Here is a 24,401-nt window from a genome sequence, read left to right as displayed (position 1 = left end):
CTTTGCCTCTGAAAGTAAAAAGCACTTTCTGAGTCAAACGAACATTTTTCTTCAGGGCTGTTCAAGACGCTTCCTCTTTTCTTATTAATCATTCTTGATTTTTTTATGCAGCTCATACAGCGTATTTAATGCTTGCATTGGCGTCAATTCTAAAATATCCAATGATTTCAGCTTACTAATTAACTGCTTCTCTTTTGTAGTGACAGATTTAGCCGTTTTCTTTTCTTCTTCAAAAAAGGATAGCTGTGCTTCATTAATTTTTTCTGTTTTTACCGGTTCTGCTTCCGGTTTTGCGTTTTCGATAGTCTGTGTACCATCTTTTTGTTCAAAAGCGTCTAATAATGTTTGAGCGCGATCGATCAGCGCTGCTGGCAATTCGGCTAGTTGAGCCACATGGATCCCGTAGCTTTTATCTGCTGCACCTTCTTTTATTTTATGAAGAAACACGAGTTTGCCATTTTGTTCCATCGCACTAACATGGACGTTGCGTAATGCCGCCAGCTCATTTTCCAATACGGTCAGCTCGTGGTAATGGGTCGAAAATAATGTTTTCGCTCCAACAACATGATGAATATGTTCGATAATCGCCTGTGCCAACGCCATGCCATCATAAGTGCTTGTCCCGCGGCCAATTTCATCAAATAAAATTAAACTGTTTTTCGTTGCATGCAAAAGAGCATTTTTAGCTTCGAGCATTTCTACCATAAACGTACTTTGGCCTGAAATCAAATCATCGGCTGCGCCAATCCTTGTAAATACTTGATCAAATAAAGGAAGCACGGCATTTTCCGCCGGTACAAAACAGCCAATCTGAGCCATAATGCTTGTCAGCGCTACTTGCCTCATATATGTACTTTTCCCTGACATATTCGGCCCGGTAATTAACAGCAATTCTCTTTCTTGATGCATGTCGCAATCATTTGGCACATAGTTTTGGGCATCCATTACCTTTTCGACAACCGGATGACGGCCATTGTTAATGGAAAGAACGCGCTCGGTAGAAAAGTCTGGTTTCACGTAACGGCGCTCTTCACTAACCGTCGCAAAACATTGCAATACATCTAGTTCACTTACTTTTTTCGCCAACGTTTGCAGTCTTGGAATATACTCTTTCACCGTTTCTCGAATCGTCGTAAATAGTTCGTATTCGAGTCCGACGATTTTTTCTTCTGCTTCTAGTATAAGACTTTCTTTTTCCTTTAACTCCGGTGTGATGTATCGTTCTGCATTTGCCAATGTTTGTTTGCGTTCATACTGGCCTTCTGCTAATAAATGAACATTTGCCCTTGTTACTTCAATATAGTAGCCAAACACGCGGTTATAACCGATTTTTAATGATTTAATCCCCGTTTTTTCCCGCTCTTGTTTTTCTAATTGGGCAATCCATGTTTTTCCGTTGCGGCTTGCATCTTTGTACTTGTCGAGTTCTTCATCATAGCTATCTAAAATAATATTGCCTTCTTTTATCGACAATGGCGGGTTTTCTACAATAGAACGTTCTAATAAGTCAGTTACTTCTTCACAAGCATCCAGCTGTTCGGCAAGCTTTTGTGCTTCCTCTGTCTTAAAAGCAGCAACAAGCTGTTGAATCAGCGGAACTTGCTGTAAGGAACGTTTCAGTTGCACTAAATCTCTGGCATTTACATTTCCAAATGCGACTCTGCCGGCCAACCGTTCCAAATCATAGACTTCTTTTAACTTTTCTCGTAATTCCAATCGTTCAAAATAATGGCTTATCATTGTTTGGACTAGCTGCTGCCGATAGACGATTTCATCTTTATTTAATAACGGGCGATCAATCCATTGTTTTAATAACCTTCCGCCCATTGCCGTTTTTGTTTCATCCAACAGCCACAAAAGCGACCCTTTTTTCCCTTTTGAACGAATTGTTTCCGTTAATTCTAAATTTCGTTTTGAAAAATAGTCAATCTTCATATATTGATCGATTACATAACTTGATACCGGCTGAAGATGATCAAGGCTTCTTTTTTGCGTACGGTATAAATAATGAAACAAACGGGATGCTGTTTTTCTTAAGTGATCGTCTGCCACTTCTGCAAGCAACATTTTATACGCATCTACATCTTCTGTTTCATTTTCATAGGAAATCGTTAATACCGCACGTTCTTGCAGGCGCTTTTTTTTCGCTTCTGGAAAATTACTGCTTACAATAACTTCTTTTGCACCGGAAAGAGACAACTCATTTAAGCAAGCATCAAATCCTGCTAAACTAGTGGCCTTACATTCTCCTGTTGAAAGATCGCTGTATGCAAATCCAAATGTATGTTCAGCAAATTCGGTAATTGTTGCAATATAATTATTTTCTTTATCAGAAAGGTTTCTTCCTTCCATCATCGTTCCTGGTGTAATAAGCTGAACAACTTCTCGCTTCACGACCCCTTTTGCCTGCTTTGGATCTTCTGTTTGTTCACAAATGGCCACCTTGTATCCACGATTGACAAGCTGTTCAATATAGTTGGGCGCAGAATGATGGGGAACTCCACACATCGGAATTCTTTCGGTTCCTCCGCCATCCCGGCTTGTTAATGTTATTTCTAATTCTTGAGAAGCTTGAATCGCATCCTCAAAAAACATTTCGTAAAAGTCTCCTAAACGGAAAAATAAAAAGGCATCCTGATAATCTGCCTTTACTCGTAAGTATTGTTGTATCATTGGCGTATACGTTGACATAAATTCCTCCATGCACTTGCACTCTTTTAAGCAAAATTCTATTTTTCTATTATAACATAAAGCATGTTAACTATCAGGGGGGAGCTTCATCCAGCATTCTAAAAAATAACATGGAATAGAAAAAAATCCTAGTATAAATAGATCGTTTATACTATAATAATCAGCTGTGAGAGTAAATTTAAGGAAAGAAAGGGGTAAATATGAAACGTCTGATCTCAATACTTTTGTCCGTATCGACCTTACTTGCTTTATCTTTTGTTACTACAAACAATGTAGAAGCAAAAACAAAAGTTTATAGTAATTGTAAAGAATTAAACAAAGATTATGCAGGTGGAGTTGCCAAATCATCTTCTGTCAAAAACAAAGGCGGCAAAACAAAATATAAACCATATGCATCAAAAGATCTATATAATGCAAATAAAAAAAGCGATCGCGATAAAGATGGCATTGCCTGCGAACGTTAATTTTTTATCACTATACTAACCGTACTTAACATATAAATTAACGGCAAAAAAAGAACTAGGAAAACTGCTCCTAGTTCTTACTCTTCTTCTCCTCCAACAATAAAGTCTGGATTCAAATCTTCAAATTCTTCGTCTTCTACATCATCGGACCAGTCATCATCGTCATCACTTAATTTTTTGTCTGCGTGAACTTCTACGCAAATCGTTGTTTCTCCAATTACTTCCACAATAAATTCTCTTTCTACATGAACAATAATTTTATTGCCATTTGGAGAAATTACTGCTTCAATGCAATTCGGCTGTTGAACAACACGGGCAATTACATCATGATCTTCTAAACTATCAGGATCACGATATTTTAATTTTACTACATCCGTGTATTCAACACGTTCTGTTACTACTTCTGTTCTTGTATTATCAGCATAAGAATACCAAACATTGATATCGTAGTAACCGCTTATTTCTACTTTTTTGCCAACCTTTTCCGCTTCATACGTATGGTTAATTATCCAGCACCCTAATATACTTGAAGGGCTGTGATCAGGGCAAATCGTATGATGGGACTTTGTAAATTTACGTCCTTTCGCCACAACTGCTTTTGTAATAATCTCTCTATATTCTCCCATTTTCGAGCGAAACCTCCTCATTCATATTTCATTTCATCCTATGCGTGATAAGAGACTAGTGTGCGATAATTTTTGGATAGCAGTTAAGTAAATCTTACGTCTAATTCATTGTATGAAAAGCACGGGCAAGTGTGCCGGTATACGATGTATTTTCTAGACTGCTGTCATAGAAATTACTTCCCTTCCCTTAACACGTCCCATGTCACTTAAAATAAGAGTCATTATCCCTTTTCTCATTTAAAGCATTAATAAGAAATCAGAAATTATATGAGAAAGAAAAAAATATGCGTTTGTATTGATTAATTAGCGGATACAGCTTGGTCTCAGTTTTATATACTGTACTATACGGTAAGGGGGTGAGGGAGTTGGCAGGTAATTTTAATATAAAAGATCAATTAGATTTTAAATTTAATGTAAATGGTAAAGAAGTTTCTGGTGAAGAAGCAAAAAAACATGCACAAGAATTGCTTAATAAGATGTCGGAAGAAATGGGCGGCATTATAAAAAAATTAGGAAAAAATGTGACAAACAAAGTAACAAGTAAAGTAGCAAGCAACGGTATTAATGCTGTAAAAGATAAAGTGCTTCCAAATAATCTAAATCTTGATTCCTTTAAAAACCTATTCGATCAAGAAAAATTAAATGAACTAAGAGAAAAGCTTCCAGTGATTGATGCATCAAATGATAATGGCGATATCAAAGTAAATGTAAACGGAAAACCTCTTTTCTCCTTAGATCTTTCTAATTTTAAAAAAAATTAATTCCGTGAAAGCTCTTATTTTGAAGGGAGGTGAGGTCAAATGTTATCTGGTTGCACATCTGAATCAAGAGGAAGTAAATCTTCTGATATAGAAAAAACAGAAGTACGTGCATTTACAAACGCTACACAAGGGAACGGTAACCTTGCTAACCAATTTTCTGCTGCTGGTGCTGCTGGTGGTGCTGCTGTAGGTGTAAACTTATTAAACTTCTTTATTGGTGGTATCCTTGTTAATGCTAATGTTGCTGGAGCTGCTACTGCTGTATCATTCAATGAAAATAATCCTGAATTGGTGAACGAAGCTTAATAATACACACAATATATAAGAATAATGAAATGGGCAATTTTCCTCCGTTGATTTTTCCATAATGGACGGTCTGATTGCCCTCTTTCCTATATATATATACATAGAGAGGAGTGAACTCATGAAAGAAGAAAAAAATATCGGGTTAACTGCAGATAAGTTAAAAAGCTTAGGCGTGCCAGAAGAGTTAATTGACAAAATCCTTGAGTCGGGTGCACCGTCTGTCAACACCCATGCAGAAGGTGGAAATGGGGGAAGCGCTGTCAGTTTAACATATGTGGATAATTATTCTACCCTTTTCCTTGTTTACACTTTCCTTCTTCATACCATTAACAACGGCAATAATAAAGACAAGGAAACAAAACTATTAAATAAGTCATTGCTCTCTGCTTTAGAAACTGCGATGAAGGAGCAAAAAGAATATCGGAAAGCGTTTTTGCAGGCTGTTAATATCCTTAATAAAAAATAAGAAAAGCGGAAGCGCCTTGCTCATCGCCGTACGGACTGGAGGCAATGTCATCAACTTAAGATTCCATAAAATGTTATTAGATTAAACCGTCATAAAATTGTTGTATTAAAACCAACAAATCACTTGACTTTTTAAGAGCACCACAATAATCGATTTGGATATCTTTTTTTTGGGTATATCAACGATGTGTGGTGATTTTTTTATGGGGAAAAGTAAATTTTTAGAGGCAGTAGAAGTAACCAAAAACGTGCTACCTGATTTTATTTTTATGTGTGAATCTCGTTCAAAGCCAACCTATTTTACACGACAAGGAAAAAATAAGTTGGCTTTTATCAGCACTATCCTTTTTATGCTGAATTTTGTAAAAAAGAGTTTTCAGATAGAGCTAGATGACTATTTTAAGCTTATTGGTAAAGAAGGGAAATGTATTAGTAAACAAGGATTTTCTGAAGCGCGTAAGAAAATTAAGCCGGAAGCTTTTATTAAACTATTTGATACCATCGTGGATTGGTATTACAAGAAAAAGGAATGGAGGACATTTATGGGATATCGAATCTTCGCTATTGATGCTTCCATACTTGAAATCAATAATTCCTAAAGATTAAAGGATGCCTTCGGGGTTGCGAAAGGCAAGTCCATAGAACTTGCACGTGCAATGGCATCCTGTATCTATGATATCGAAAATAACTTCATTGTGAAAGCCCTAATTACAAATTGTAATGATAGTGAGCGTGCTGTCGCAGTAAAATTATTAGATAGTTTTAAAGCAATCCGTTCGAATCACGATCTATTTCTTTTTGATAGAGGGTATCCGTCCATCGATTTTTTTCATTATCTTATGGAGGCACAGGTAAAATTCATTGTTCGTACACCTATCCGTTATTATATGGCCACTATAAAACAATCGGAAACAGATCAAATCATTGAACTTAAACAGTGTGGAAAAAAAGGAAAAGTCATTCGTTTACGTGCCATTAGATTTACTTTGGAATCCGGTGAGGAAGAACTTCTCCTCACTAATATAGAAGAAGAACTGAGAATAGACGATTTTAAGGTCCTTTATTTTAAACGTTGGGGAATTGAAACAAAATATGATGAGTTAAAAAATAAGCTTCATATCCAAAAATTCACTGGCGATACAGTTTTATCTATTGAACAGGATTTTTATGCGACAATATTTCTCGCAAACATGGCCGCACTTGTAAAACAAGAAGCCGATGAAATAATTGCCAAAAAACAGAGGGGAAAGGAATTGAAATATGAATATACCGCCAATCAACGACTTTTAATAGGAAAGCTAAAAGATAATTTCATTCAATTAATGTTAGAAAAAAGTGTTAGAAGACGTAATAAGCTGTATAAAAAATACTGAATGAAATTCAAAGGAATCGAGTTCCTATAAGACCAGGTAGGAGTTTTAACCGTGTGAAAGGATTACGAGCTAATAGAAATGGATTGATTCAAAAGTCCGCTTTTTAAAGGTTTGATTCATGAAAATAGAATGCCAAGGGAGGGTGAAAAAAATTACATTTCATCCGCCCGGGCATCCTATTGCCTTTTTTATGATCCTATTTATGGGATACCCTTTATTTAAAAGAAATACCTCAATTGTTTGGAGAGGTGTCCGCTCGACTCCTACGGGATTAGCGAGAAAGACGAGACCCCACAGGAGCAAAGCGACGAGGAGGCTCGGCGCTCGCCCCGTGGAAAGCGAGCGGTAAGCCTCGGAGAACAGAACGGAAACCCTTACTTCCTATTTAGTTGCTTATTTTCCTTTTTTTTGAAGTTTAGATTGATGACATTGGGACTGAAGGGGCTTTGACTTATCGTAGGGAGAAGGCCTGAAGTACGATAGGCGATAGGCGCTGGAACTAGGCAGTTATCTAACTTAAAACTTATAAAATCTGATACTAGAACAAAAAATGTCCTGAAAGCGAGCACTTGTAGATCGCCTTCAGGACATTTTAGTTGCATTTTTTACTTTTTCTCTTCGTTTATTTTATTCACAACATGGTTAGCAATCGTTTTGCTTACCAATTGCAGCATCTCATTTACTTCCGCTTGTGATTGTTTAAATTCATTCACAATCGGCAATTCATCAATTTCTTGTTGAAGCGCATTAATTTTTGCTTCTGTTTCTTTTAAAGCTGAAAATTTTCCATAATGCTGCAAATTAACTGCTTGTTTCTGCAGTTTTTTTATTTGCGCAATTTTGTCATTCACTTTTGCATTTTGGTTAATTTGCTGCTCTGCCCTTTTATAAAAATCGACTTCTTCTGTTTGGCGAATCATTTTGGCAAGCTGTTCTGTACGATGAATAATTTCTTCACGTGTAAATTTTGCCATTAGTTTGCCTCAACAGCTTCTAATACCTCAATCATTTCTCCGTTTAATGACCATGTTTTTGCATCCGTAATTTTCACCGATACTAATTTGCCGATTGCAGATTTTGGTCCAACAAAGTTCACTAATTTATTTTTACGAGTATATCCTGCAAGAACATCTGGGTTGTTTTTACTTTCTCCTTCAACCAATACTTCTACGATTTGGTCTTGATATCCTTTCATTGCTTGTGCTGACTTTTCATTGACAAGAGCGTTTAATCGCTGCAGACGCTCTTTCTTCACTTCCATTGGCACATTATCTTGCATCTTCGCAGCAGGTGTTCCTTCACGTGGTGAATAAATAAACGTATACGCAGCTTCAAACCCAACTTCTTTATATAATGATAAAGTTTCTTCAAACTGCTCGTCTGTTTCATTTGGATACCCAACAATAATATCGGTTGTTAATGTTAAATTGGGAATTGCCGCCTTCATTTTGCGAACCAACTCTAAATATTGCTCTCTTGTGTATTTTCGAGCCATTATTTTTAACACGTCGGTAGAACCGGACTGAACTGGCAAATGAATATGCTCCACTAAATTGCCGCCTTTACCTAGCACTTCAATTAAATGATCATCAAAGTCACGAGGATGACTCGTTGTAAAACGAACGCGAGGAATATCAATTTTGCGCATTTCATCCATTAAATCACCTAAACGGTAGTTGATATCTGTAAAGTCTTTTCCATAAGCATTTACATTTTGTCCAAGCAAAGTGATTTCTTTATAGCCTTGTGCCGCTAATTGACGCACTTCTTGAATAATATCTTCTGGGCGTCTGCTGCGTTCTTTTCCGCGTGTAAATGGCACGATGCAATACGTACAGAATTTATCACAACCATACATAATGTTCACCCAAGCTTTAATTTTCCCGTTGCGGACTTTCGGAAGATTCTCAATAACATCTCCTTCTTTAGACCATACTTCAACGACCATTTCTTTCGACATATACGCTTCTTGTAAAATATTTGGCAAGCGGTGGATATTATGCGTTCCAAAAATCATATCTACTTGGTTGTACGTTTTTAAAATTTTGTTCACAACGGATTCTTCCTGAGACATACATCCGCATACCCCTAATAATAGGTCTGGCTTTTGCGTTTTTAAATGTTTTAAATGACCTAATTCACCAAATACTTTGTTTTCCGCATTTTCACGAATCGCACATGTATTTAATAAAATAACATTTGCATCATTTACACTGTCTGTTGGTTCATAACCAAGCGCAAGAAAAATTCCTGCCATTACTTCTGTATCATGTTCGTTCATTTGACAGCCAAATGTCCGTATATAGAACTTGCGCCCTTCTCCCATTCCACGAAATTGTTCTGAGATAGTGAAATCTTTATCGTAACGGATTTCTTCTTTCCCTCTTTTTTTTGCATCTTTTAACGAAGGCGCTGTATATACTGTTTCAAAATATTTGCTATAATCCTTGACGGATTTTTTGTCCGAAGAATTACCATTCTCTACTTGTTGACTTTCTAATCGTTGTTTTTCATTCATTTATACTACTCCTCTCTTACCGATGAGTTTACTCTTCATCCATAAGTTTTTTCAAATAAATATCCTTTTTATTTAGCAACTTTTATGCTTTTTTGACAGTTTTACATTATATTAGTATAAGCGTTTGTGCAGGTGAAAACAATAGCTACATTTGGAAGGGATGTTTCTATCTGCGCGTTCGATTACTATAACTCTTTATCATATTTTTATATAAAAACTTTTCTACTTGGTTAGAACTATAGTATTTCGTTAATTCTTCCATAAGCTGAGGATAATCAAAAACGCTCTGCAATTCTTTCACAGCATGTGTTGTTCCGTCAAAATCAGACCCAAATCCTACATGATTTTCTCCACCGAGTGAACAAATATATTCCAAATGCCTCAATATATCAGTCATACTTGCTGACGCAGTACCGCTTAAAAATTCAGGTACAAAGGTAATGCCTATCACACTATTGATGTCAATTAATGCTTTGATTTGATCATCCCGTAAATTACGTGGATGCGGGCAAAGTGTATACGCATTAGAATGAGACGCATATGGGAAGTTGGCAAGCTCTATTACATCCCAAAATCCTTGTTCAGATAAATGCGACACATCACACCAACATTGCTGTCTATTTAATTGTTTTACTACTTCTCTGCCGAATAAAGATAAACCAGCCCCTCTTGGCTCTAATGCACCATCTGCAACCGCATTGGCATAATTCCAAGTAAGACCGACTGCTGTCACGCCTAAGCGTAATAAAGTTTTTAGCTTTCCAATATCACTTCCAATCGCGTCACAGCCTTCTAATGTTAAAATCGCTCCTATTTCATTTGCAGCTAATGCAGCAGCATCCTTTTGTGACTGAACAAGCTTCATTTGTGGAAAGGCTTTTAAGATTTTTTCATAAAAAATGTCGACCATTTTTAAGGCCGCTTGAAATCGCATATCTGGATATACTGATTCTGGAATATAAATAGCAAAGGATTGAATTTTTGCCCCGCTTTTTTCTAAACCTTTAAAGGTCACTTGTAATTTATCACTATCGTAAAAATCAATCTGTTGGTCTAAAAACATTTTATACAATACATCACAGTGCCCATCAAAAAAATACAGAAATACCATCTCCTATTATGAAATATCCTTCTTATTATATAATTTAATCATTAAAAAAGAACCTGATAGCAGCTGCTTTCAGGTTTGTTCCCTTATTTTCACCTATATTGATCCTTCTTCTATTTATATATAAAATTCGAAGAAAAGAAACCTCTACAAGGGAATATAAGTTACTAGAAAAATAGTAATAGATTTTAGATTACATTTCTTTTATACTTTTACCAATCTTATCTAGGCTCCACAATGAGCTTAATGGCTGTTCGTTCTTCCCCGTCAATAACAATGTCGGTGAAGGCCGGGATGCAAATTAAATCAACGCCGCTAGGTGCTACAAACCCTCTTGCAATAGCTACTGCTTTAACCGCTTGATTTAATGCACCTGCACCAATAGCTTGGATTTCTGCTCCACCTCTTTCTCGTAGAACACCAGCAAGCGCACCAGCTACAGAATTGGGACTAGACTTTGCTGAAACCTTTAATATCTCCATTTCTAGCTCCTCCTTGTTTAACCCCCCCGCATGACTCACTAATTGTGAGAACATATCAGGAATATATATCATTCCATTGTTACTATATTCCACTTTTAAAACACATATTCCAGCTTGGACATAAAAAACTTGAAAACTGCGTTTTTTAGATGTTATGAATTGATGCTGGTCTTCGTTTTCTCTTCGTCCAATGGATTTCTCCCTTTATCCAGCTACTTCCTCCTCCTATTTTTTATGTAGATAGACATAAGCAAGAACAAAAGCGTAAGCGCCTTGAACAGCTCTGAAGAAAAATGTTCACATGACTCAAAAAGTGCTTTTTACTTTTAGAGGCATGGGGTTATTTTTCACAAGAGCTAGGCGCTGGAGCTAGATGCGGACCCAACCACTAAATTATCCAGAACTCCGTTTCGTTTATAATTCCTATAAAATAAAAAAACTTCACCACATTTGAATAGTTGTATGCACTATCCGATGTGGTGAAGTGAGAAAAACTTTTATGAATAAAATGGATGATCGTCATTGATAAGAATTCGATCGATCTTTTTTGCTTTACCTGTTTTTTTATCTACCTCAATTATACAAGCACTTAATTGTGATCTTCCTGATTTTGGCGGTTCAAACCTAGTTGGAAGATTTGTTAAGAAACGATGTAATACTGCTTCTCTTTCCATGCCCAATATGCCATCGTATGGTCCAGTCATGCCTACATCTGACATAAATGCCGTTCCTTGCGGCAGAATGCGATTATCAGCGGTTTGTACATGTGTATGTGTTCCAACAACTGCTGTTACTTTTCCATCTAGATACCATGCTATCGCTTGCTTTTCACTCGTTGCTTCTCCATGAAAATCAACAAAGATAATATCCGTTCTCTTTTTCGCTTCTGCCACCAATTCATCTGCTTTTATAAAAGGATCATCACTTGGATTCATAAACGTTCTTCCTTGCAGATTGATAATCGCAACTTCTATGTCGTTAATCTTCACAAAGACCATGCCTTTTCCTGGATTGTTTTCTGAAAAATTTGCAGGTCTAACTAAGTACTTCGCTGAGTCTATAAATTCAAAGATTTCTCGATTATCCCATGTGTGGTTTCCTAATGTTACTGCTTGTGCTCCCACTTCTAAAAAACCACGGTAAATTTTTTCTGTAATACCCTTTCCACCAGCAGCATTTTCTCCATTAATAATGGTTACTTGGGGACGATATTTTTCCTTTAACTTAGGTACGTATTCCTTGATCATGTCCCTTCCCATTGAACCGACAACATCACCTATAAATAAAATATGCATAACTTTTTCCTTTCTTTTCTTAACATGAATTACAATTAGTTTAACATATGGCTAAACGAATTGTGAAAATCAACAGCCTTTTCAACCGCTCCCAAATTTATAGAATTGAATGGCATGTTATATATAAGCTAAATAAAGATTATCATGTGCAAAATAAAAACGGTGCAAATGCACCGTTTATTTTGCGTATTCAACAGCTCTTGTTTCACGAATGACCGTCACTTTAATATGACCTGGATAATCTAATTCTTCTTCGATTTTTTTGCGAATATCTCTTGCTAATCGATGCGATTCTAAATCATCCACAAGATCTGGTTTTACCATAATTCGAATTTCTCGGCCTGCTTGAATTGCAAATGATTTTTCTACTCCATCATAAGATTCGGAAATCTCTTCTAACTTTTCAAGACGACGAATATAGTTTTCCAATGTTTCTCTTCGTGCGCCAGGTCTTGCAGCGGAAAGTGCATCTGCTGCAGCCACAAGAACAGCTATGATAGAAGTTGGTTCCGTATCACCGTGATGGGAAGCAATGCTATTAATAACTACAGGATGTTCCTTGTATTTAGTAGCAAGCTCTACACCGATTTCCACATGACTTCCTTCTACTTCATGATCAATTGCTTTTCCAATATCATGAAGCAAACCGGCTCTGCGTGCAAGTGTTTCGTCTTCTCCTAGCTCAGCAGCTAACATACCAGACAATTGCGCTACTTCCATACTATGTTTCAGAACATTTTGTCCATAACTAGTTCTAAATTTCAAACGCCCAAGAATTTTAATTAAATCTGGATGAAGAGCATGTACACCTACTTCAAAAGTAGTTTGTTCTCCGATTTCTCGAATATGTTCATCTACTTCGCGACGAGCTTTATCGACCATTTCTTCGATTCTTGCAGGATGGATTCTTCCATCTTGAACAAGTTTATCTAATGCCAGTCTAGCAGTTTCTCTTCTAATCGGATCAAATCCAGACAGAATGACTGCTTCTGGTGTATCATCGATAATCAAGTCAATTCCAGTTAATGTTTCAAGGGTACGAATATTACGGCCTTCTCTCCCAATGATTCGACCTTTCATCTCATCATTCGGCAAGTTTACAACAGAAACAGTCGTTTCTGCCACATGATCAGCCGCACATCGTTGGATAGCAAGTGACAAAATTTCCTTTGCCTTTTTGTCTGCTTCTTCTTTTGCTCTAGTGTCACTTTCTTTAATCATTACTGCGATATCATGAGCAACTTCTTGCTCTGTTCGCTCTAAAATGATGGACTTCGCCTCTTCTCGAGTTAAGCCCGAAATGCGCTCTAGTTCAGTCTGCTGTTTACGAACCATCTCGTCCACTTTGCTTTCCATCTCTTCCATATGCTGTTGTCTTTTATTAAGAGAATCGTCCCTCTTTTCTAACATTGTTTCACGTTTATCTAAAGCTTCTGCTTTACGATCAAGGTTCTCTTCTTTTTGCAATAAACGATTTTCTTGTTTTTGTAGTTCATTTCTTCGATCACGAACTTCAAGTTCTGCTTCACTTCGAAGCTTGTGAATCTCATCCTTTGCTTCCAACAAAGCTTCTTTTTTTAATGCTTCTGCTTCACGTTTTGCATTTTCAACCAATTGTTCAGCAGTAACAGTCGCACTATTAATTTTTGCATTTGCATTGGATTTACGAATCAAATATACAACAAAGCCAACAACGGCAATTACGATTAGGCCAAGCAAAATGGAGATGAGTATAGTTGGATCCATCATTTTCACCTCCTCTTGCTATGAACTTGTGTTTGTTACGATTTTAAAAGTATTGGCTTAAAGAGGATGTTCATAAAGGCACCCAACTAAAGCTGCTAATCTCTTCGTTGGCTTACTTCTAGTTTGTTACCTTTTTGAACACACATTTAAAGTGTTTTTTTCTACAAAGCCGCAAATGGTTTCTAGGTTTCTCATACTCATAAAAATGTAAAATATACAATTTTATTGTATAGTTGTGCCAATTCATTGTCAAGAGCTTGAATGAAGACGTTTGTCTCTATTTTCCATTATGTGAACTACTAAACAAACTTTTTTTTGCTTGCTCTTCATTTAATATACTACGCAAGGAAAAAAACTCTATATTTCGTCACGATTCGGTGCTATAAGATGGATATACATCTGATTGATTTTATAAGAAATGATGATGCAGAAAAAGAGAGGATGTTTCTCCCCTCTTTTCTACAAACCATTACTCTATTAACTCTAGTGATTCTTGCTCATCGTCTGAATTTTTTAAGACCACTTCTTTATCCAATCCATAGTGATCTCGAATTTTCTGTGCAATTTCGTTGCGCAATTCCGTGTTTTCTTTTAAAAATTGTTTAGCATTTTCCCGGCCTTGCCCTAATCTTTCATCATTATAAGAATACCATGATCCACTCTTTTGCACGATATCTAATTCAGAACCAAGATCGATGATTTCTCCTTCTTTAGAGATTCCTTCTCCGTACATAATATCTACTTCTGCTACTCGAAATGGTGGAGCTACTTTATTTTTTACGATTTTAATTTTTGTTTTGTTTCCTACCATATCAGTGCCTTGCTTTAACGTTTCCGCACGGCGAACTTCTAAGCGAACAGTTGAATAGAATTTTAGGGCACGTCCGCCAGGCGTTGTTTCTGGATTACCGAACATAACTCCAACTTTTTCACGAATTTGGTTAATAAAGATCGCGATTGTTTTTGATTTATTAATAGCACCGGAAAGTTTACGAAGAGCTTGTGACATTAAACGGGCTTGTAAACCGACATGAGAATCACCCATTTCCCCCTCAATTTCCGCTTTTGGTACAAGTGCTGCAACCGAGTCAATAACAAGAATATCTACTGCACCACTTCTTACTAGTGCCTCTGCAATTTCTAACGCCTGTTCTCCTGTATCTGGTTGGGAAAGCAATAATTCATCTATATTAACACCTAATTTTTGCGCATATACCGGATCTAATGCGTGCTCTGCATCAATAAATGCCGCTTGGCCGCCTTTTGCTTGAACTTCTGCAATAGCATGCAGGGCAACAGTTGTTTTACCTGAACTTTCAGGACCATATATTTCAATAATGCGGCCTCGTGGATATCCGCCTACACCAAGTGCTGCGTCCAATGCTAATGAACCACTAGGAACAGTTGATACTACCCTGTCTGTTTGTTCTCCTAGTTTCATAATACTACCTTTGCCGAATTGTTTTTCAATTTGTTTTAACGCCATTTCTAACGCAGCTTGACGATCGCTCAAAAACATTCTCCTCCTTTTATCTATAAAAATGAACCGTTTTATTGGAAATGAAGCAGATTCATTTGTTGTTCAAGAATATATATTAAATATACTCTTTCTGATTGCATTTGTCGAGCAAAAACAGAACATTTATTCGTTTTTTTTATTTTCTAACTACCATACGATAGAGAAGATACGATGCACTGACGGCAGCAATCGATACAATTGCTTTTATAACATTACTCTGCCAATGCTTTTAATAGAAAATAGTGGCCGTAATTAACCGTTCTTTTTCTAATTGCTTCCCTGGAGCCAGCAAGTAAGAGCGTTTCGACTGTTGTCGGTCTACCTTTTATCGCCATTCCAATATAAACGGTGCCAACTGGTCTTCCTTCTATTTCCTGTGGTCCGGCAACACCAGTAAAACTTATGCCAATATCAGCGTTTAATAGATTTGCCACATTTTCAGCAAGCTCTTTTGCACAATTTTCACTTACCGCGCCATCTTGTTCTAGCGTGCTTTCTTTTACATGGAGAATATGCTGTTTTACCTCGTTTGCATAACATACAACTCCTCCTTGGAAAATGGTGCTCGCGCCTGAAATAGAGGTGATAGCTTGCTGAAACATACCGCCTGTTAAGCTTTCGGCTGCTGCAATTGCTAATCCTTTTTCCAGTAGCTTTTTTGTAAGCTCTTTAACGAGCGTCGTATCATCATACCCATAAAAGTAGGGGCCGACACGATCGAATATTTTATTTTCTGTTTCCTTAATCAGCTTTTCTGCTTCTTCCATGGAATCATGTTTGCAAGTAATCCGAAGTGTAACTTCCCCATCTCCGGCTAAAGGAGCAATCGTCGGGTTTGTTTGCTCATCAATTAAATCTTCAATTTTCGTTTCTAGCAATGATTCGCCAATACCGAAGAAACGCAATACACGGGAAAGAATGAATTGTTTATTTGTTTGTTTAGCTTGCAGAGCAGGATATCCATAGTTTAAAAACATCGGCTGCATTTCTTTTGGTGGACCAGGAAGAAGCATATAATGATTGTTATTTTGTGATAAAAACATTCCTGGGGCCATGCCAAAATCATTAGATAAAACCTTACATTCTTCGAGTACAAGCGCCTGTTTTTTATTATTTTCTGTCATCTGTCTATTCGTTCGATCAAAATATTGTTGAATAGAAGAAAGCGCTTCTTGATCAAACACTAAGTTTTTTCCTAAATGCTTAGCAATCGTTTCTTTCGTTAAATCATCCTTTGTTGGACCGAGCCCCCCTGTAAAAATCAACAAATCAGATCTTGCTTCTGCAATTTTTACTGCTTCTTCTAAACGATGAGGATTATCTCCAACAACGGTATGATAAAAAACATTCACTCCCAATTCTGCTAATTGTTTGGATATAAACTGGGCATTTGTGTTGGCAATTTGTCCAAGTAATAACTCTGATCCGACAGCAATGATCTCTGCATTCATCTTTTTCTTCCCCTTCCCTATTCCAAACGAAATCGAAAAAACTTCATTGTATGTATATAAGAAGAACGGGATATATCATCACCGTTCAAGCCAAATTTATTTATAGAGTATTATGTTAAAAATTTTGGTTCTGTTAAAGATGCCTGTTGATTTCCGCTCCAATCAACAAAGTATCAAAATCAACAATTAGCTTTAACACGACCCAAATTTTAAAACTATTTTGACGAAACAAACGCTTGTTTATTTTTCGCAAAATAGTCCCATCCAGACCAAATCGTGAAAATTAACGCAATCCATAATGCAATGTCTGCAAAGGGAATGGAGCCAAGTTCAAAAATCATATTATGTAAAAGTAAAACAGAAATAGCAATAATTTGCGCCCATGTTTTTATTTTTCCAAGCATGTTTGCTGCAACCACTTCTCCACCGCCTGCTAATACGAGACGCAAACCAGTTACGGCAAATTCTCTGCTTATAATAACAATCGTAATCCAAGCAGGTGCTAAATGAAAATTTACTAGTACAATAAGAGCAGCAGAAACTAATAGTTTATCCGCAAGAGGATCTAGAAATTTCCCTAGATTCGTTACTAAATTATATTTTCTTGCATAATATCCATCAATCCAATCCGTTGTAGATGCAATAATAAAGATAAGAGCACCGATAAAATGAGCCACAGGCAGTGTTACACCTAAAAGCGTCATATTTCCCCATGAAAATTCAACCAGCATAACAACTAAAAAAACAGGGATTAAAAAAATACGTGAAATGGTTATTTTATTTGGTAAATTCATCTGACTTTCCTCCGATTTTATTAAGAAAAGCGCAGGCGCCTTGCTCAGCCCCGAAGAAAAATGTTCATTTAACTCAAAAAGTGCTTTTTACTTTTAGAGGAAAAGGGTTATTTTTCACAGGGGCTGGCTGCCTGCGCTAGACACTCGTCTAAGTTGAAAATTTTATACTTCTTCCTATAGAACAAACAGTCGTCATCATCAATAAATAATAGTTTAAAACATTAATATTATAACCTAAAGCAAAAGAAAAAAGCGAAAAACAGCCATCTAAACGATGAGACAGCTAACGGATAAACATATTTTTTTCGAAGCTCACTGAAAACATGGGTGATTCTGCTAAAGAAAAACATGGTCACTCCATTTGAATGCTACCGAATATAATCTTGTTTATCCACAAACTGAACAATCGAAATAATGACTATTCATTCCCCTTATCATAACGAATAGTAATGTCTTGGCGAACAGTTGTTGGAGAAGGAGGTACAGCAAATTCTACTTTTTCATCATTTACGTACATTTCCGTTTCACTTGAATTTCCGACAACAATCACTGCTTCCGTTTCTTTTGAAAAGTCAACTGATTTGGTTTCTGTTTCCCCTTTTTTCAAAATTCCTTGAAAAAAAGAATAACCTTTCCCATTCTTAATATCTACCCATGTTGTTCCGGTAGATACAATCTTTAATTGAAATTTTTCTGCGTTTTTTAATTCATACTCCGTGTTTCGTCCTTCTGTTTTTACAACAGCCACTTCTTGTTTAGGTGTTTCCTCTTCTTCTACAGCTGTCTCTTCTTTTGCGTCCTTATTTGGCTCATTATTTGTGTCTGTTTTCTTCTCTTTTTCTGCTTCTTTTAATTTATCTGATTCTTCATAAACAGCATCATTGCTTTTATTCCCTTTAGGAGGAGGAGTTGAACTATTTCCTTTCACTAAATACCAGACTAGAAAGATTACACCAATAACTAAAATACTGATTAATATAGTCGGTAGAATATCCAATATTTTCGAACTGCCTGCTGCCATTGTTTTTCTAGACGTTACTCTTGAAAGCTGTTCTGGTATTTCATCATTAATAGAAGAAGGAACCTCTCCTTTAAATTCTTCAAAGATTTCCTCTGGGGACAAGTCAACAGCTTCTGCATATTGCTTGATAAATGCACGAGTATAAAACTTCCCAGGCATCATGCTATAGTTTCCTTCTTCTATACCTACTAAATAACGGATTTGAATCTTTGTAACTTCTTGCAATTCCTCTAAACTAAATCCTTTTGCCAATCTTGCTTCTTTTAAACGATTGCCTAATTCACTCAAAATAACACCTTCCAACTAACTAAAAATCAAAACCTTCAAAATCATTTCCTAACAGGAATGCATTTCTTTTTCTTACATCATATTCAATTACTTCATCAGGCTCATGTCTTAACTCAATAATATAATCGAAGTCATCTATTGAATATTCTGAAGCCTGAATAAACGCATCCGGATGCTCCACCACTTTTACAGCTGGTACTTGCATAATCTCTCGTACTAATTGCCAATGTTTTTCATTCATTTGTTTGGATGAAACGATCCCATCTATTATAAAAAGATTCTGTTCATTATACTCATCTTGAATAAACGAATTTCTAATGGTTTGTTTTAATAAAGTAGAACTTACTAACAGCCATCTTTTATTTGCACAAACACTTGCTGCAACAATTGATTCTGTTTTACCTACTCTAGGCATGCCTCTAATTCCAATTAATTTATGACCTTCTAACTTAAACAATTCTGCCATAAAATCTACTAATAAACCTAATTCATCTCTTACAAACCGAAACGTTTTTTTATCATCTGCATCTCTTTGTATGTATCGACCGTGCATGACAGCTAAACGATCTCTTAGTTTCGGAACACGAAGTTTAATGATGTTTATCGTATCCATTGTATATAAAATAGATTCTAATCGTTTAATTTGCTCATCCGAATTTGCAAGCATCAATAAACCGCGCCTGCCATCATCAACCCCATTTATCGTTACTATATTGATTGATAACATTCCTAATAAGGAAGAAATATCACCTAATAGCCCAGGGCGGTTTTTTTGAATTTCATATTCTAAGTACCATTCTTTTTTTTTCAAAAAAATCCTCCTGCGAAAAATCTCATTTTTTGCTTTTTTTCTTATTTCTTTATAATAAAGGAAAGTAGGAAAAGATGAAAGGGAAACCAATGAAAAAATAGACCTGCTTGCAACCATTTTTTAAAAAAAGGCTATGTTAAAGCTCATTGTTGATTTTAGCACGATGTTGATTGGAGTGGAAGGCGTGAGACTCCTGCGGGAAAAGCGAGTCAGAGGGAGACACCATAGGCGCACAGCGTCGAGGAGGCTCCCGGACCGCCCGCGGAAAGCGAACGCTATCACTGCAATCAACAGGCAAGTTTAACAGAGCCTTAAAAAAGAAAAAAGGCAGCACAACAATAAAGTGATCTTTACAAACTTAACATGAACAAGACCTATTTCTTGTATTTGTTTGTTGTTCACTTTATTTTGATGCCACCTCTTTTTTATAAATCGTCGGTTACTTAGTTTGTACCATTATTTTGTACAAGCTTAACCATCATACTTGCAATAGCATGCTGTTCTTCTGTTGATGCAACAGACCAAAGATCGGAAAGCATTTTTTCATGGTCATTTTTTGGTTTTACTTGATTGGATAAATAATCGCCAATTTGGAACGCTAAATCGCCAATTACTTGTTCAGTCATTCCTTCATTTTGGGCATGATGCAAGCGATCTGCTAAAAAATCTTTCCATTGATCCCAGTTTTCCAATATAGTCATACGAAATACCCCTTTCTATTTTTCTAAAGTGTATTACGTAGTTATTTTGCATGGGTGGACATAAAAATATTCATCATCCTCATTGAAAATACACAAAAGTCGATCATTTGCCATATATTCATTAGCTAGAAGCTTCCTGTTAAACAGTCCAGCCTCCATTAACGGATAAAACTTGCCCCGTAATGTACGACGATTTTTCGGATAACAAAAATAACACACTTTCTGCTATTTCGTTTGGATGACAAAGTCTTCCCATTGGAATATCTTCTATTATCGCTGTTGTTTCTTCCAAATCGAAACGATGAAGCATATTTGTATCTACCGCTCCAGGAGCTATGGCGTTAACACGAATTCCGTTTAATGCTAACTCTTTGCTTAGCGCTTTTACAAACGATATTTGTGCACCTTTAACGGTAGAATAAGCCACTTCCATGCTTGCCCCAATTTGCCCCCATATAGAAGAGACAACAACAATATTACCTGATTGTTTGGAAAGCATTTTCGGTAAAAGCTCTCTCGTTAAACACATGATGGAGGAAACATGTATATGCCATAACTCATCTAACTCGATATCTTTTAAGTCTGTAAAAAGACCGTATGACCCGATTCCACTTGTATGTACAATGCCATCAATTGAAAAAACAGCGTCTACGATTTTTTTATACGCGTCTTTTTTTCGTAAATCGGCTTGAATTGGCATATATTCTTGCCCAAATGGTTCTAGCTCTTTTAGCAAGTTTTTTATCCCCTGTTCATTTTGATTATAATGTAAATACAACGAATATCCTTTTTTGGCCAAAAGGTGAGCGACTGCTCGTCCTATCCCGCCTGTAGCTCCTGTTATTAATATATATTTCCCCAAAAGAATCCTCCATTTCAATCTATTCACTCCGATAAATAAACAGACACAACAAGAAAAACCCTTATTGTGTCCTTTAGTCTATCATTTTGGCACTACTTGACATACAGTGATACGCTCTTCCTCGATAAGACGTTTCGCAGCAGCACTTATATCCTCTATTGTAATTTTTTCAATGGTAGGAACCACATCGAATAAATTCATTCCATTAAAAGAATATCTTGTAAACTGGTTGGCAATATACTCCGGTGAATTGACCGCACGAAGAAACGCACCAATTTTTTTCTTCTTTGTTCTTTCTAATGTTTCTTGTTTAAAATCATCAGATAAAGCAGCAGTCAACATTTCCTTAATCGTATCTGCCAATTTATCTGGGTCACTCGTATCCCCGCCTATCATCGCGAAACCAAATCCGTTTTCTTGTGTATAATCATAAGAGAACGTATCGTCAATCAAGCCAGATGAAAATAATGTTTGATAGTTTTCAGAACTATTGCTGAATAAAAGATCCAACAGTATATTAATGGATAATTCATTTTTAAGCATTTCTGCACCAGATTGATTGACATCGATTGCTTTGATTCCTACTAAACATTTGGAGCCATGGACATTCATTTTAAGCACTTGTTTTTTCTCATTGACTTCTTTCGGCTCTTCAGCAAATTTACGTTTAAGTTCACTATGCTTTGTATAATCTTTTTTCTGCTGATTTGCTTTTATTTTTTCCATATATTCTTTTGCATCAACCGGACCAACGATGAATAGCAGCATATTACTAGGATGATAAAAAGTATGATAGCATTCATACAGCATATCTTTCGTAATATGGGAGATGGATTCAATAGTTCCAGCAATATCAATTTTGACAGGATGGTTCACATACATATTTTGAATCAGCCCGAAATACAGACGCCAATCTGGGTTATCATCATACATCGTTATTTCTTGCCCGATAATCCCTTTTTCCTTTTCGACTGTTTTTTCGGTAAAATAAGGATCCTGTACAAAATTAATTAGTGTTTCTAAGTTATTTTCTACATTGGATGTGCTCGAAAATAAATACGCTGTTCTTGTAAAAGAAGTAAAAGCATTTGCTGACGCACCATGTTTGCTGAAATCTTGAAACACATCTCCATCTTCTTTTTCAAAAAGTTTATGCTCTAAAAAATGAGCAATTCCATCAGGAACCTTCGTATAATCAGAACCATCTAAAGGGATAAAAGTATTATCAACCGAACCATAATTTGTAGTGAATGTACAAAATGTTTTATTAAATCCTTTTTTCGGTAGAATATATACCTTTAAGCCATTATCAAGCTGTTCATAATAAAGATCTTCTTGCAGCTGTTCAAAAGATATTTTCTCCATTATGCATTCCCCTCCGATCCTGTTAAAAAATAGACGGTGTCTAGTTCAATTTTATTGGAAACATTTTGTATTTGCTCTTTGGACACTTTGCTGATGCTTTGGAGCCATTCTGACATCTCAACATTCACCTGACTTACAGCATTGTGATAAAATACTTCCACCATTCCTCTTGAAGTATCCAATGTTTCTAGCATCTGGTTATGGATAACCGCTTTTGTTTGTTTGATTTCCTCTTCTGTAAATTCGCCTTTTTTCATTAACTCCAACTGCTCATTAATTATCGTTACTGCTTTTTGATAATTTTGCTGGTCAATTCCAGACATCACAAGCAGGAGTCCTTTATGGCTTTCCAAGCGACTTGCTGCATAGTAGGCTAAGCTTTCTTTTTCTCTGACATTAATGAATAATTTGGAATGAGAAAACCCTCCAAATATTCCATTAAAAACTTGCAGTGCAAAATAATCGTCGTCTCCATACAAAACATTTGTGCGATAACCGATGTTTAATTTTCCTTGCTTAATATCTTGCTCTTCTCGAATTTCCTTTTCCTTCTCTACCTTATGTTCTGCAGCAAGCTCTACTGTTTTAATTTCCCGTTTTTCAAATGGAAATAACGAGTCTACAAAGGAAGCAACATCCTCATCTTCGATATCTCCAACAACATATACATCAATTTGATCTTCGTTTAGTGCTTTTTCATAATAAGTATATAAATCGGAAGGGGTTATCGAGTCTACTGCTTCTTTTTCACCATTCACTCCAAGTGCATATGCTTCCCCTTTGCACATTTCTTGAATTAAACGAAAATTAGAATAACGCATTTTATCATCAAAAACGGCTTGGATTCTTTGCTTTAAAGCCCTTTTTTCATTTTCTACAGTAGAAGAATCAAATGCACTGTCTGTTGCTTTTGGATGAAAAATAATCTCTGCTAAAAATTCAATTCCTTTTTTTAATAAAGGGGTCGGATCGGAAAGAAATTTTTCATTGGCAATTTCTAAAGAAAAAGAAATAATATGATACTCCCCTTTTTTTGATAAATCAACAAAAAATGTAGCACCATATAACTCTTCTAAGTAGGATCGCAATTCAGTAGTAGTGTTATATTTAGATGAACTATTTTGCAAAACATACGGCAATAGTGCACGTTTTGTAACATCTTCTTTTCGAATAGGAGATTTCCATTTTATTGTAATGCTATTCGTTTTAAATTTTTCGGTTTTAACGGTATGTAAATTAAAACCATTATATTGTTTGACTTGTTCTGCAGCAACGCTCATAACATTCCTCCTAAGTACATCATTTCTAAAACGAAGGTAAAAACCTACTAAATAGTATTCTCTCTTTTATTCATGATATTCTAACTATAACGGTCTTACTCTTCCTTTTTCAAGTTATAGACAATGAAGAGTTAGAATTTATTTCCTAAAGGTTGTTTTCGTAACCCGCAGCATGAATACACTTCGCTTTCCGTGGGCGAGCGTCGAGCCTCCTCGTCGCTATGCTCCTGTGGGGTCTCGTCTTTCTCGCTTTTCCCGCAGGAGTCTACGTGTATTCAGGCTGCTCAGTGCTTCAGCCATGTTTATTAATTTATTCAAAAACAACAAACTTTTAGAAAACAGCCTTCCTAAATAAGTGTAAAAACAAACTATAAAGCACTATCAATCGTTTTTTTTCATTAAAGCAGGCAAAGCTCCTGCCATATTTCATACAAAAAGCCTTTTCTTCCGGGTGAAGAAAAGGCTTTTTGTATG

23 protein-coding genes are annotated in these 24,401 nt (G+C 36.2%); 6 read left to right on the top strand and 17 right to left on the bottom strand.

Going from position 1 to position 24,401, the window contains the following annotated elements:
* Positions 1-84 precede the first annotated feature (84 nt).
* A complete protein-coding gene (gene mutS / locus ACTXGU_RS10840) occupies positions 85-2,691 on the bottom strand; it encodes a DNA mismatch repair protein MutS (RefSeq protein WP_443481534.1) in 2,607 nt (868 codons plus the stop codon).
* Between the two features lie 200 nt (positions 2,692-2,891).
* Here mutS and ACTXGU_RS10835 point away from each other — a divergent pair, with 200 nt between their 5' ends.
* Positions 2,892-3,155: an excalibur calcium-binding domain-containing protein gene (locus ACTXGU_RS10835; protein ID WP_443481533.1), complete on the top strand. Its 264-nt coding sequence runs from the start codon at positions 2,892-2,894 to the stop codon at positions 3,153-3,155.
* Between the two features lie 77 nt (positions 3,156-3,232).
* On the opposite strand, the gene cotE is transcribed toward ACTXGU_RS10835, so the two are convergent.
* On the bottom strand, positions 3,233-3,781 hold the full coding sequence (gene cotE, locus ACTXGU_RS10830; RefSeq protein ID WP_443481532.1) for an outer spore coat protein CotE: 549 nt from the start codon (positions 3,779-3,781) through the stop codon (positions 3,233-3,235).
* 365 nt (positions 3,782-4,146) lie between these two features.
* Between cotE and ACTXGU_RS10825 the strand changes: the two genes are divergently transcribed.
* From ACTXGU_RS10825 to ACTXGU_RS10805, 5 genes are all read left to right on the top strand, one after another.
* Positions 4,147-4,542: a hypothetical protein gene (locus tag ACTXGU_RS10825; RefSeq protein ID WP_443481531.1), complete on the top strand. Its 396-nt coding sequence runs from the start codon at positions 4,147-4,149 to the stop codon at positions 4,540-4,542.
* Between the two features lie 39 nt (positions 4,543-4,581).
* On the top strand, positions 4,582-4,848 hold the full coding sequence (locus ACTXGU_RS10820) for a hypothetical protein (RefSeq protein WP_443481530.1): 267 nt from the start codon (positions 4,582-4,584) through the stop codon (positions 4,846-4,848).
* Between the two features lie 118 nt (positions 4,849-4,966).
* Positions 4,967-5,314 carry a hypothetical protein gene (locus ACTXGU_RS10815; protein WP_443481529.1) on the top strand — a complete coding sequence of 116 codons (348 nt, stop codon included), beginning with the start codon at positions 4,967-4,969 and terminating at the stop codon, positions 5,312-5,314.
* Positions 5,315-5,516: 202 nt separating this feature from the next.
* Positions 5,517-5,912 carry a hypothetical protein gene (locus ACTXGU_RS10810; RefSeq protein WP_443481528.1) on the top strand — a complete coding sequence of 132 codons (396 nt, stop codon included), beginning with the start codon at positions 5,517-5,519 and terminating at the stop codon, positions 5,910-5,912.
* A gap of 57 nt (positions 5,913-5,969) precedes the next feature.
* Complete coding sequence (locus ACTXGU_RS10805; protein WP_443481527.1) at positions 5,970-6,686, top strand: transposase; 717 nt, start codon at positions 5,970-5,972, stop codon at positions 6,684-6,686.
* A 605-nt stretch (positions 6,687-7,291) separates the two neighbouring features.
* On the opposite strand, the gene ACTXGU_RS10800 is transcribed toward ACTXGU_RS10805, so the two are convergent.
* The 15 genes from ACTXGU_RS10800 to yfmF form a co-directional block, all read right to left on the bottom strand.
* Entirely contained in the window at positions 7,292-7,660 is a 369-nt protein-coding gene (locus ACTXGU_RS10800) for a RicAFT regulatory complex protein RicA family protein (RefSeq protein ID WP_443481526.1), read from the bottom strand.
* Positions 7,660-9,204 carry a tRNA (N6-isopentenyl adenosine(37)-C2)-methylthiotransferase MiaB gene (miaB, locus tag ACTXGU_RS10795; protein WP_443481525.1) on the bottom strand — a complete coding sequence of 515 codons (1,545 nt, stop codon included), beginning with the start codon at positions 9,202-9,204 and terminating at the stop codon, positions 7,660-7,662. The genes ACTXGU_RS10800 and miaB overlap by 1 nt, the downstream gene beginning before the upstream one ends.
* A gap of 166 nt (positions 9,205-9,370) precedes the next feature.
* Positions 9,371-10,315 carry a dipeptidase gene (locus tag ACTXGU_RS10790; RefSeq protein WP_443481524.1) on the bottom strand — a complete coding sequence of 315 codons (945 nt, stop codon included), beginning with the start codon at positions 10,313-10,315 and terminating at the stop codon, positions 9,371-9,373.
* A gap of 218 nt (positions 10,316-10,533) precedes the next feature.
* Entirely contained in the window at positions 10,534-10,794 is a 261-nt protein-coding gene (gene spoVS, locus ACTXGU_RS10785) for a stage V sporulation protein SpoVS (RefSeq protein WP_016201204.1), read from the bottom strand.
* Between the two features lie 497 nt (positions 10,795-11,291).
* Entirely contained in the window at positions 11,292-12,089 is a 798-nt protein-coding gene (locus ACTXGU_RS10780) for a TIGR00282 family metallophosphoesterase (RefSeq protein WP_443481523.1), read from the bottom strand.
* 177 nt (positions 12,090-12,266) lie between these two features.
* Entirely contained in the window at positions 12,267-13,835 is a 1,569-nt protein-coding gene (rny, locus tag ACTXGU_RS10775) for a ribonuclease Y (RefSeq protein ID WP_443481714.1), read from the bottom strand.
* A 469-nt stretch (positions 13,836-14,304) separates the two neighbouring features.
* Complete coding sequence (recA, locus tag ACTXGU_RS10770) at positions 14,305-15,348, bottom strand: recombinase RecA (protein ID WP_443481522.1); 1,044 nt, start codon at positions 15,346-15,348, stop codon at positions 14,305-14,307.
* A gap of 218 nt (positions 15,349-15,566) precedes the next feature.
* Complete coding sequence (locus ACTXGU_RS10765; protein ID WP_443481521.1) at positions 15,567-16,805, bottom strand: competence/damage-inducible protein A; 1,239 nt, start codon at positions 16,803-16,805, stop codon at positions 15,567-15,569.
* Positions 16,806-17,020: 215 nt separating this feature from the next.
* Positions 17,021-17,599: a CDP-diacylglycerol--glycerol-3-phosphate 3-phosphatidyltransferase gene (gene pgsA, locus ACTXGU_RS10760; RefSeq protein ID WP_443481520.1), complete on the bottom strand. Its 579-nt coding sequence runs from the start codon at positions 17,597-17,599 to the stop codon at positions 17,021-17,023.
* Between the two features lie 418 nt (positions 17,600-18,017).
* Positions 18,018-18,908: a helix-turn-helix domain-containing protein gene (locus ACTXGU_RS10755; protein ID WP_443481519.1), complete on the bottom strand. Its 891-nt coding sequence runs from the start codon at positions 18,906-18,908 to the stop codon at positions 18,018-18,020.
* A 19-nt stretch (positions 18,909-18,927) separates the two neighbouring features.
* The gene (locus ACTXGU_RS10750) at positions 18,928-19,719 is read right to left on the bottom strand and encodes a YmfK family protein (RefSeq protein ID WP_443481518.1); all 792 of its coding nucleotides are present in this window, start codon (positions 19,717-19,719) and stop codon (positions 18,928-18,930) included.
* A 443-nt stretch (positions 19,720-20,162) separates the two neighbouring features.
* Complete coding sequence (locus ACTXGU_RS10745; RefSeq protein WP_443481517.1) at positions 20,163-20,420, bottom strand: DUF3243 domain-containing protein; 258 nt, start codon at positions 20,418-20,420, stop codon at positions 20,163-20,165.
* Positions 20,421-20,559: 139 nt separating this feature from the next.
* Positions 20,560-21,282: an elongation factor P 5-aminopentanone reductase gene (ymfI, locus tag ACTXGU_RS10740; RefSeq protein WP_443481516.1), complete on the bottom strand. Its 723-nt coding sequence runs from the start codon at positions 21,280-21,282 to the stop codon at positions 20,560-20,562.
* An 81-nt stretch (positions 21,283-21,363) separates the two neighbouring features.
* Positions 21,364-22,647, bottom strand: coding sequence for an EF-P 5-aminopentanol modification-associated protein YfmH (gene yfmH, locus ACTXGU_RS10735; RefSeq protein WP_443481515.1), 1,284 nt, complete (start codon positions 22,645-22,647; stop codon positions 21,364-21,366).
* Entirely contained in the window at positions 22,647-23,927 is a 1,281-nt protein-coding gene (gene yfmF / locus ACTXGU_RS10730) for an EF-P 5-aminopentanol modification-associated protein YfmF (protein WP_443481514.1), read from the bottom strand. The genes yfmH and yfmF overlap by 1 nt, the downstream gene beginning before the upstream one ends.
* Between the last annotated feature and the right edge of the window lie 474 nt (positions 23,928-24,401).

Source organism: Niallia sp. 01092, from assembly GCF_052318935.1.
Taxonomy (GTDB): Bacteria; Bacillota; Bacilli; order Bacillales; family Cytobacillaceae; genus Niallia.
Note: the sequence above shows the minus strand (reverse complement) of the source record. Positions and strands in the feature narration are given on the sequence as shown.

What these genes read in the sequence shown, in the direction of transcription:
- ACTXGU_RS10820 (WP_443481530.1), top strand. Translation starts at nt 4,582, where the DNA reads ATGTTATCTGGTTGCACATCTGAATCAAGAGGAAGTAAATCTTCTGAT.
- ACTXGU_RS10765 (WP_443481521.1), bottom strand. Translation starts at nt 16,805, where the DNA reads ATGAATGCAGAGATCATTGCTGTCGGATCAGAGTTATTACTTGGACAA.
- ACTXGU_RS10745 (WP_443481517.1), bottom strand. Translation starts at nt 20,420, where the DNA reads ATGACTATATTGGAAAACTGGGATCAATGGAAAGATTTTTTAGCAGAT.
- ACTXGU_RS10815 (WP_443481529.1), top strand. Translation starts at nt 4,967, where the DNA reads ATGAAAGAAGAAAAAAATATCGGGTTAACTGCAGATAAGTTAAAAAGC.
- spoVS (WP_016201204.1), bottom strand. Translation starts at nt 10,794, where the DNA reads ATGGAGATATTAAAGGTTTCAGCAAAGTCTAGTCCCAATTCTGTAGCT.
- ACTXGU_RS10810 (WP_443481528.1), top strand. Translation starts at nt 5,517, where the DNA reads ATGGGGAAAAGTAAATTTTTAGAGGCAGTAGAAGTAACCAAAAACGTG.
- miaB (WP_443481525.1), bottom strand. Translation starts at nt 9,204, where the DNA reads ATGAATGAAAAACAACGATTAGAAAGTCAACAAGTAGAGAATGGTAAT.
- mutS (WP_443481534.1), bottom strand. Translation starts at nt 2,691, where the DNA reads ATGTCAACGTATACGCCAATGATACAACAATACTTACGAGTAAAGGCA.
- ACTXGU_RS10805 (WP_443481527.1), top strand. Translation starts at nt 5,970, where the DNA reads ATGGCATCCTGTATCTATGATATCGAAAATAACTTCATTGTGAAAGCC.
- ACTXGU_RS10790 (WP_443481524.1), bottom strand. Translation starts at nt 10,315, where the DNA reads ATGGTATTTCTGTATTTTTTTGATGGGCACTGTGATGTATTGTATAAA.
- yfmF (WP_443481514.1), bottom strand. Translation starts at nt 23,927, where the DNA reads ATGAGCGTTGCTGCAGAACAAGTCAAACAATATAATGGTTTTAATTTA.
- pgsA (WP_443481520.1), bottom strand. Translation starts at nt 17,599, where the DNA reads ATGAATTTACCAAATAAAATAACCATTTCACGTATTTTTTTAATCCCT.
- rny (WP_443481714.1), bottom strand. Translation starts at nt 13,835, where the DNA reads ATGGATCCAACTATACTCATCTCCATTTTGCTTGGCCTAATCGTAATT.
- ACTXGU_RS10835 (WP_443481533.1), top strand. Translation starts at nt 2,892, where the DNA reads ATGAAACGTCTGATCTCAATACTTTTGTCCGTATCGACCTTACTTGCT.
- yfmH (WP_443481515.1), bottom strand. Translation starts at nt 22,647, where the DNA reads ATGGAGAAAATATCTTTTGAACAGCTGCAAGAAGATCTTTATTATGAA.
- cotE (WP_443481532.1), bottom strand. Translation starts at nt 3,781, where the DNA reads ATGGGAGAATATAGAGAGATTATTACAAAAGCAGTTGTGGCGAAAGGA.
- ACTXGU_RS10800 (WP_443481526.1), bottom strand. Translation starts at nt 7,660, where the DNA reads ATGGCAAAATTTACACGTGAAGAAATTATTCATCGTACAGAACAGCTT.
- ACTXGU_RS10780 (WP_443481523.1), bottom strand. Translation starts at nt 12,089, where the DNA reads ATGCATATTTTATTTATAGGTGATGTTGTCGGTTCAATGGGAAGGGAC.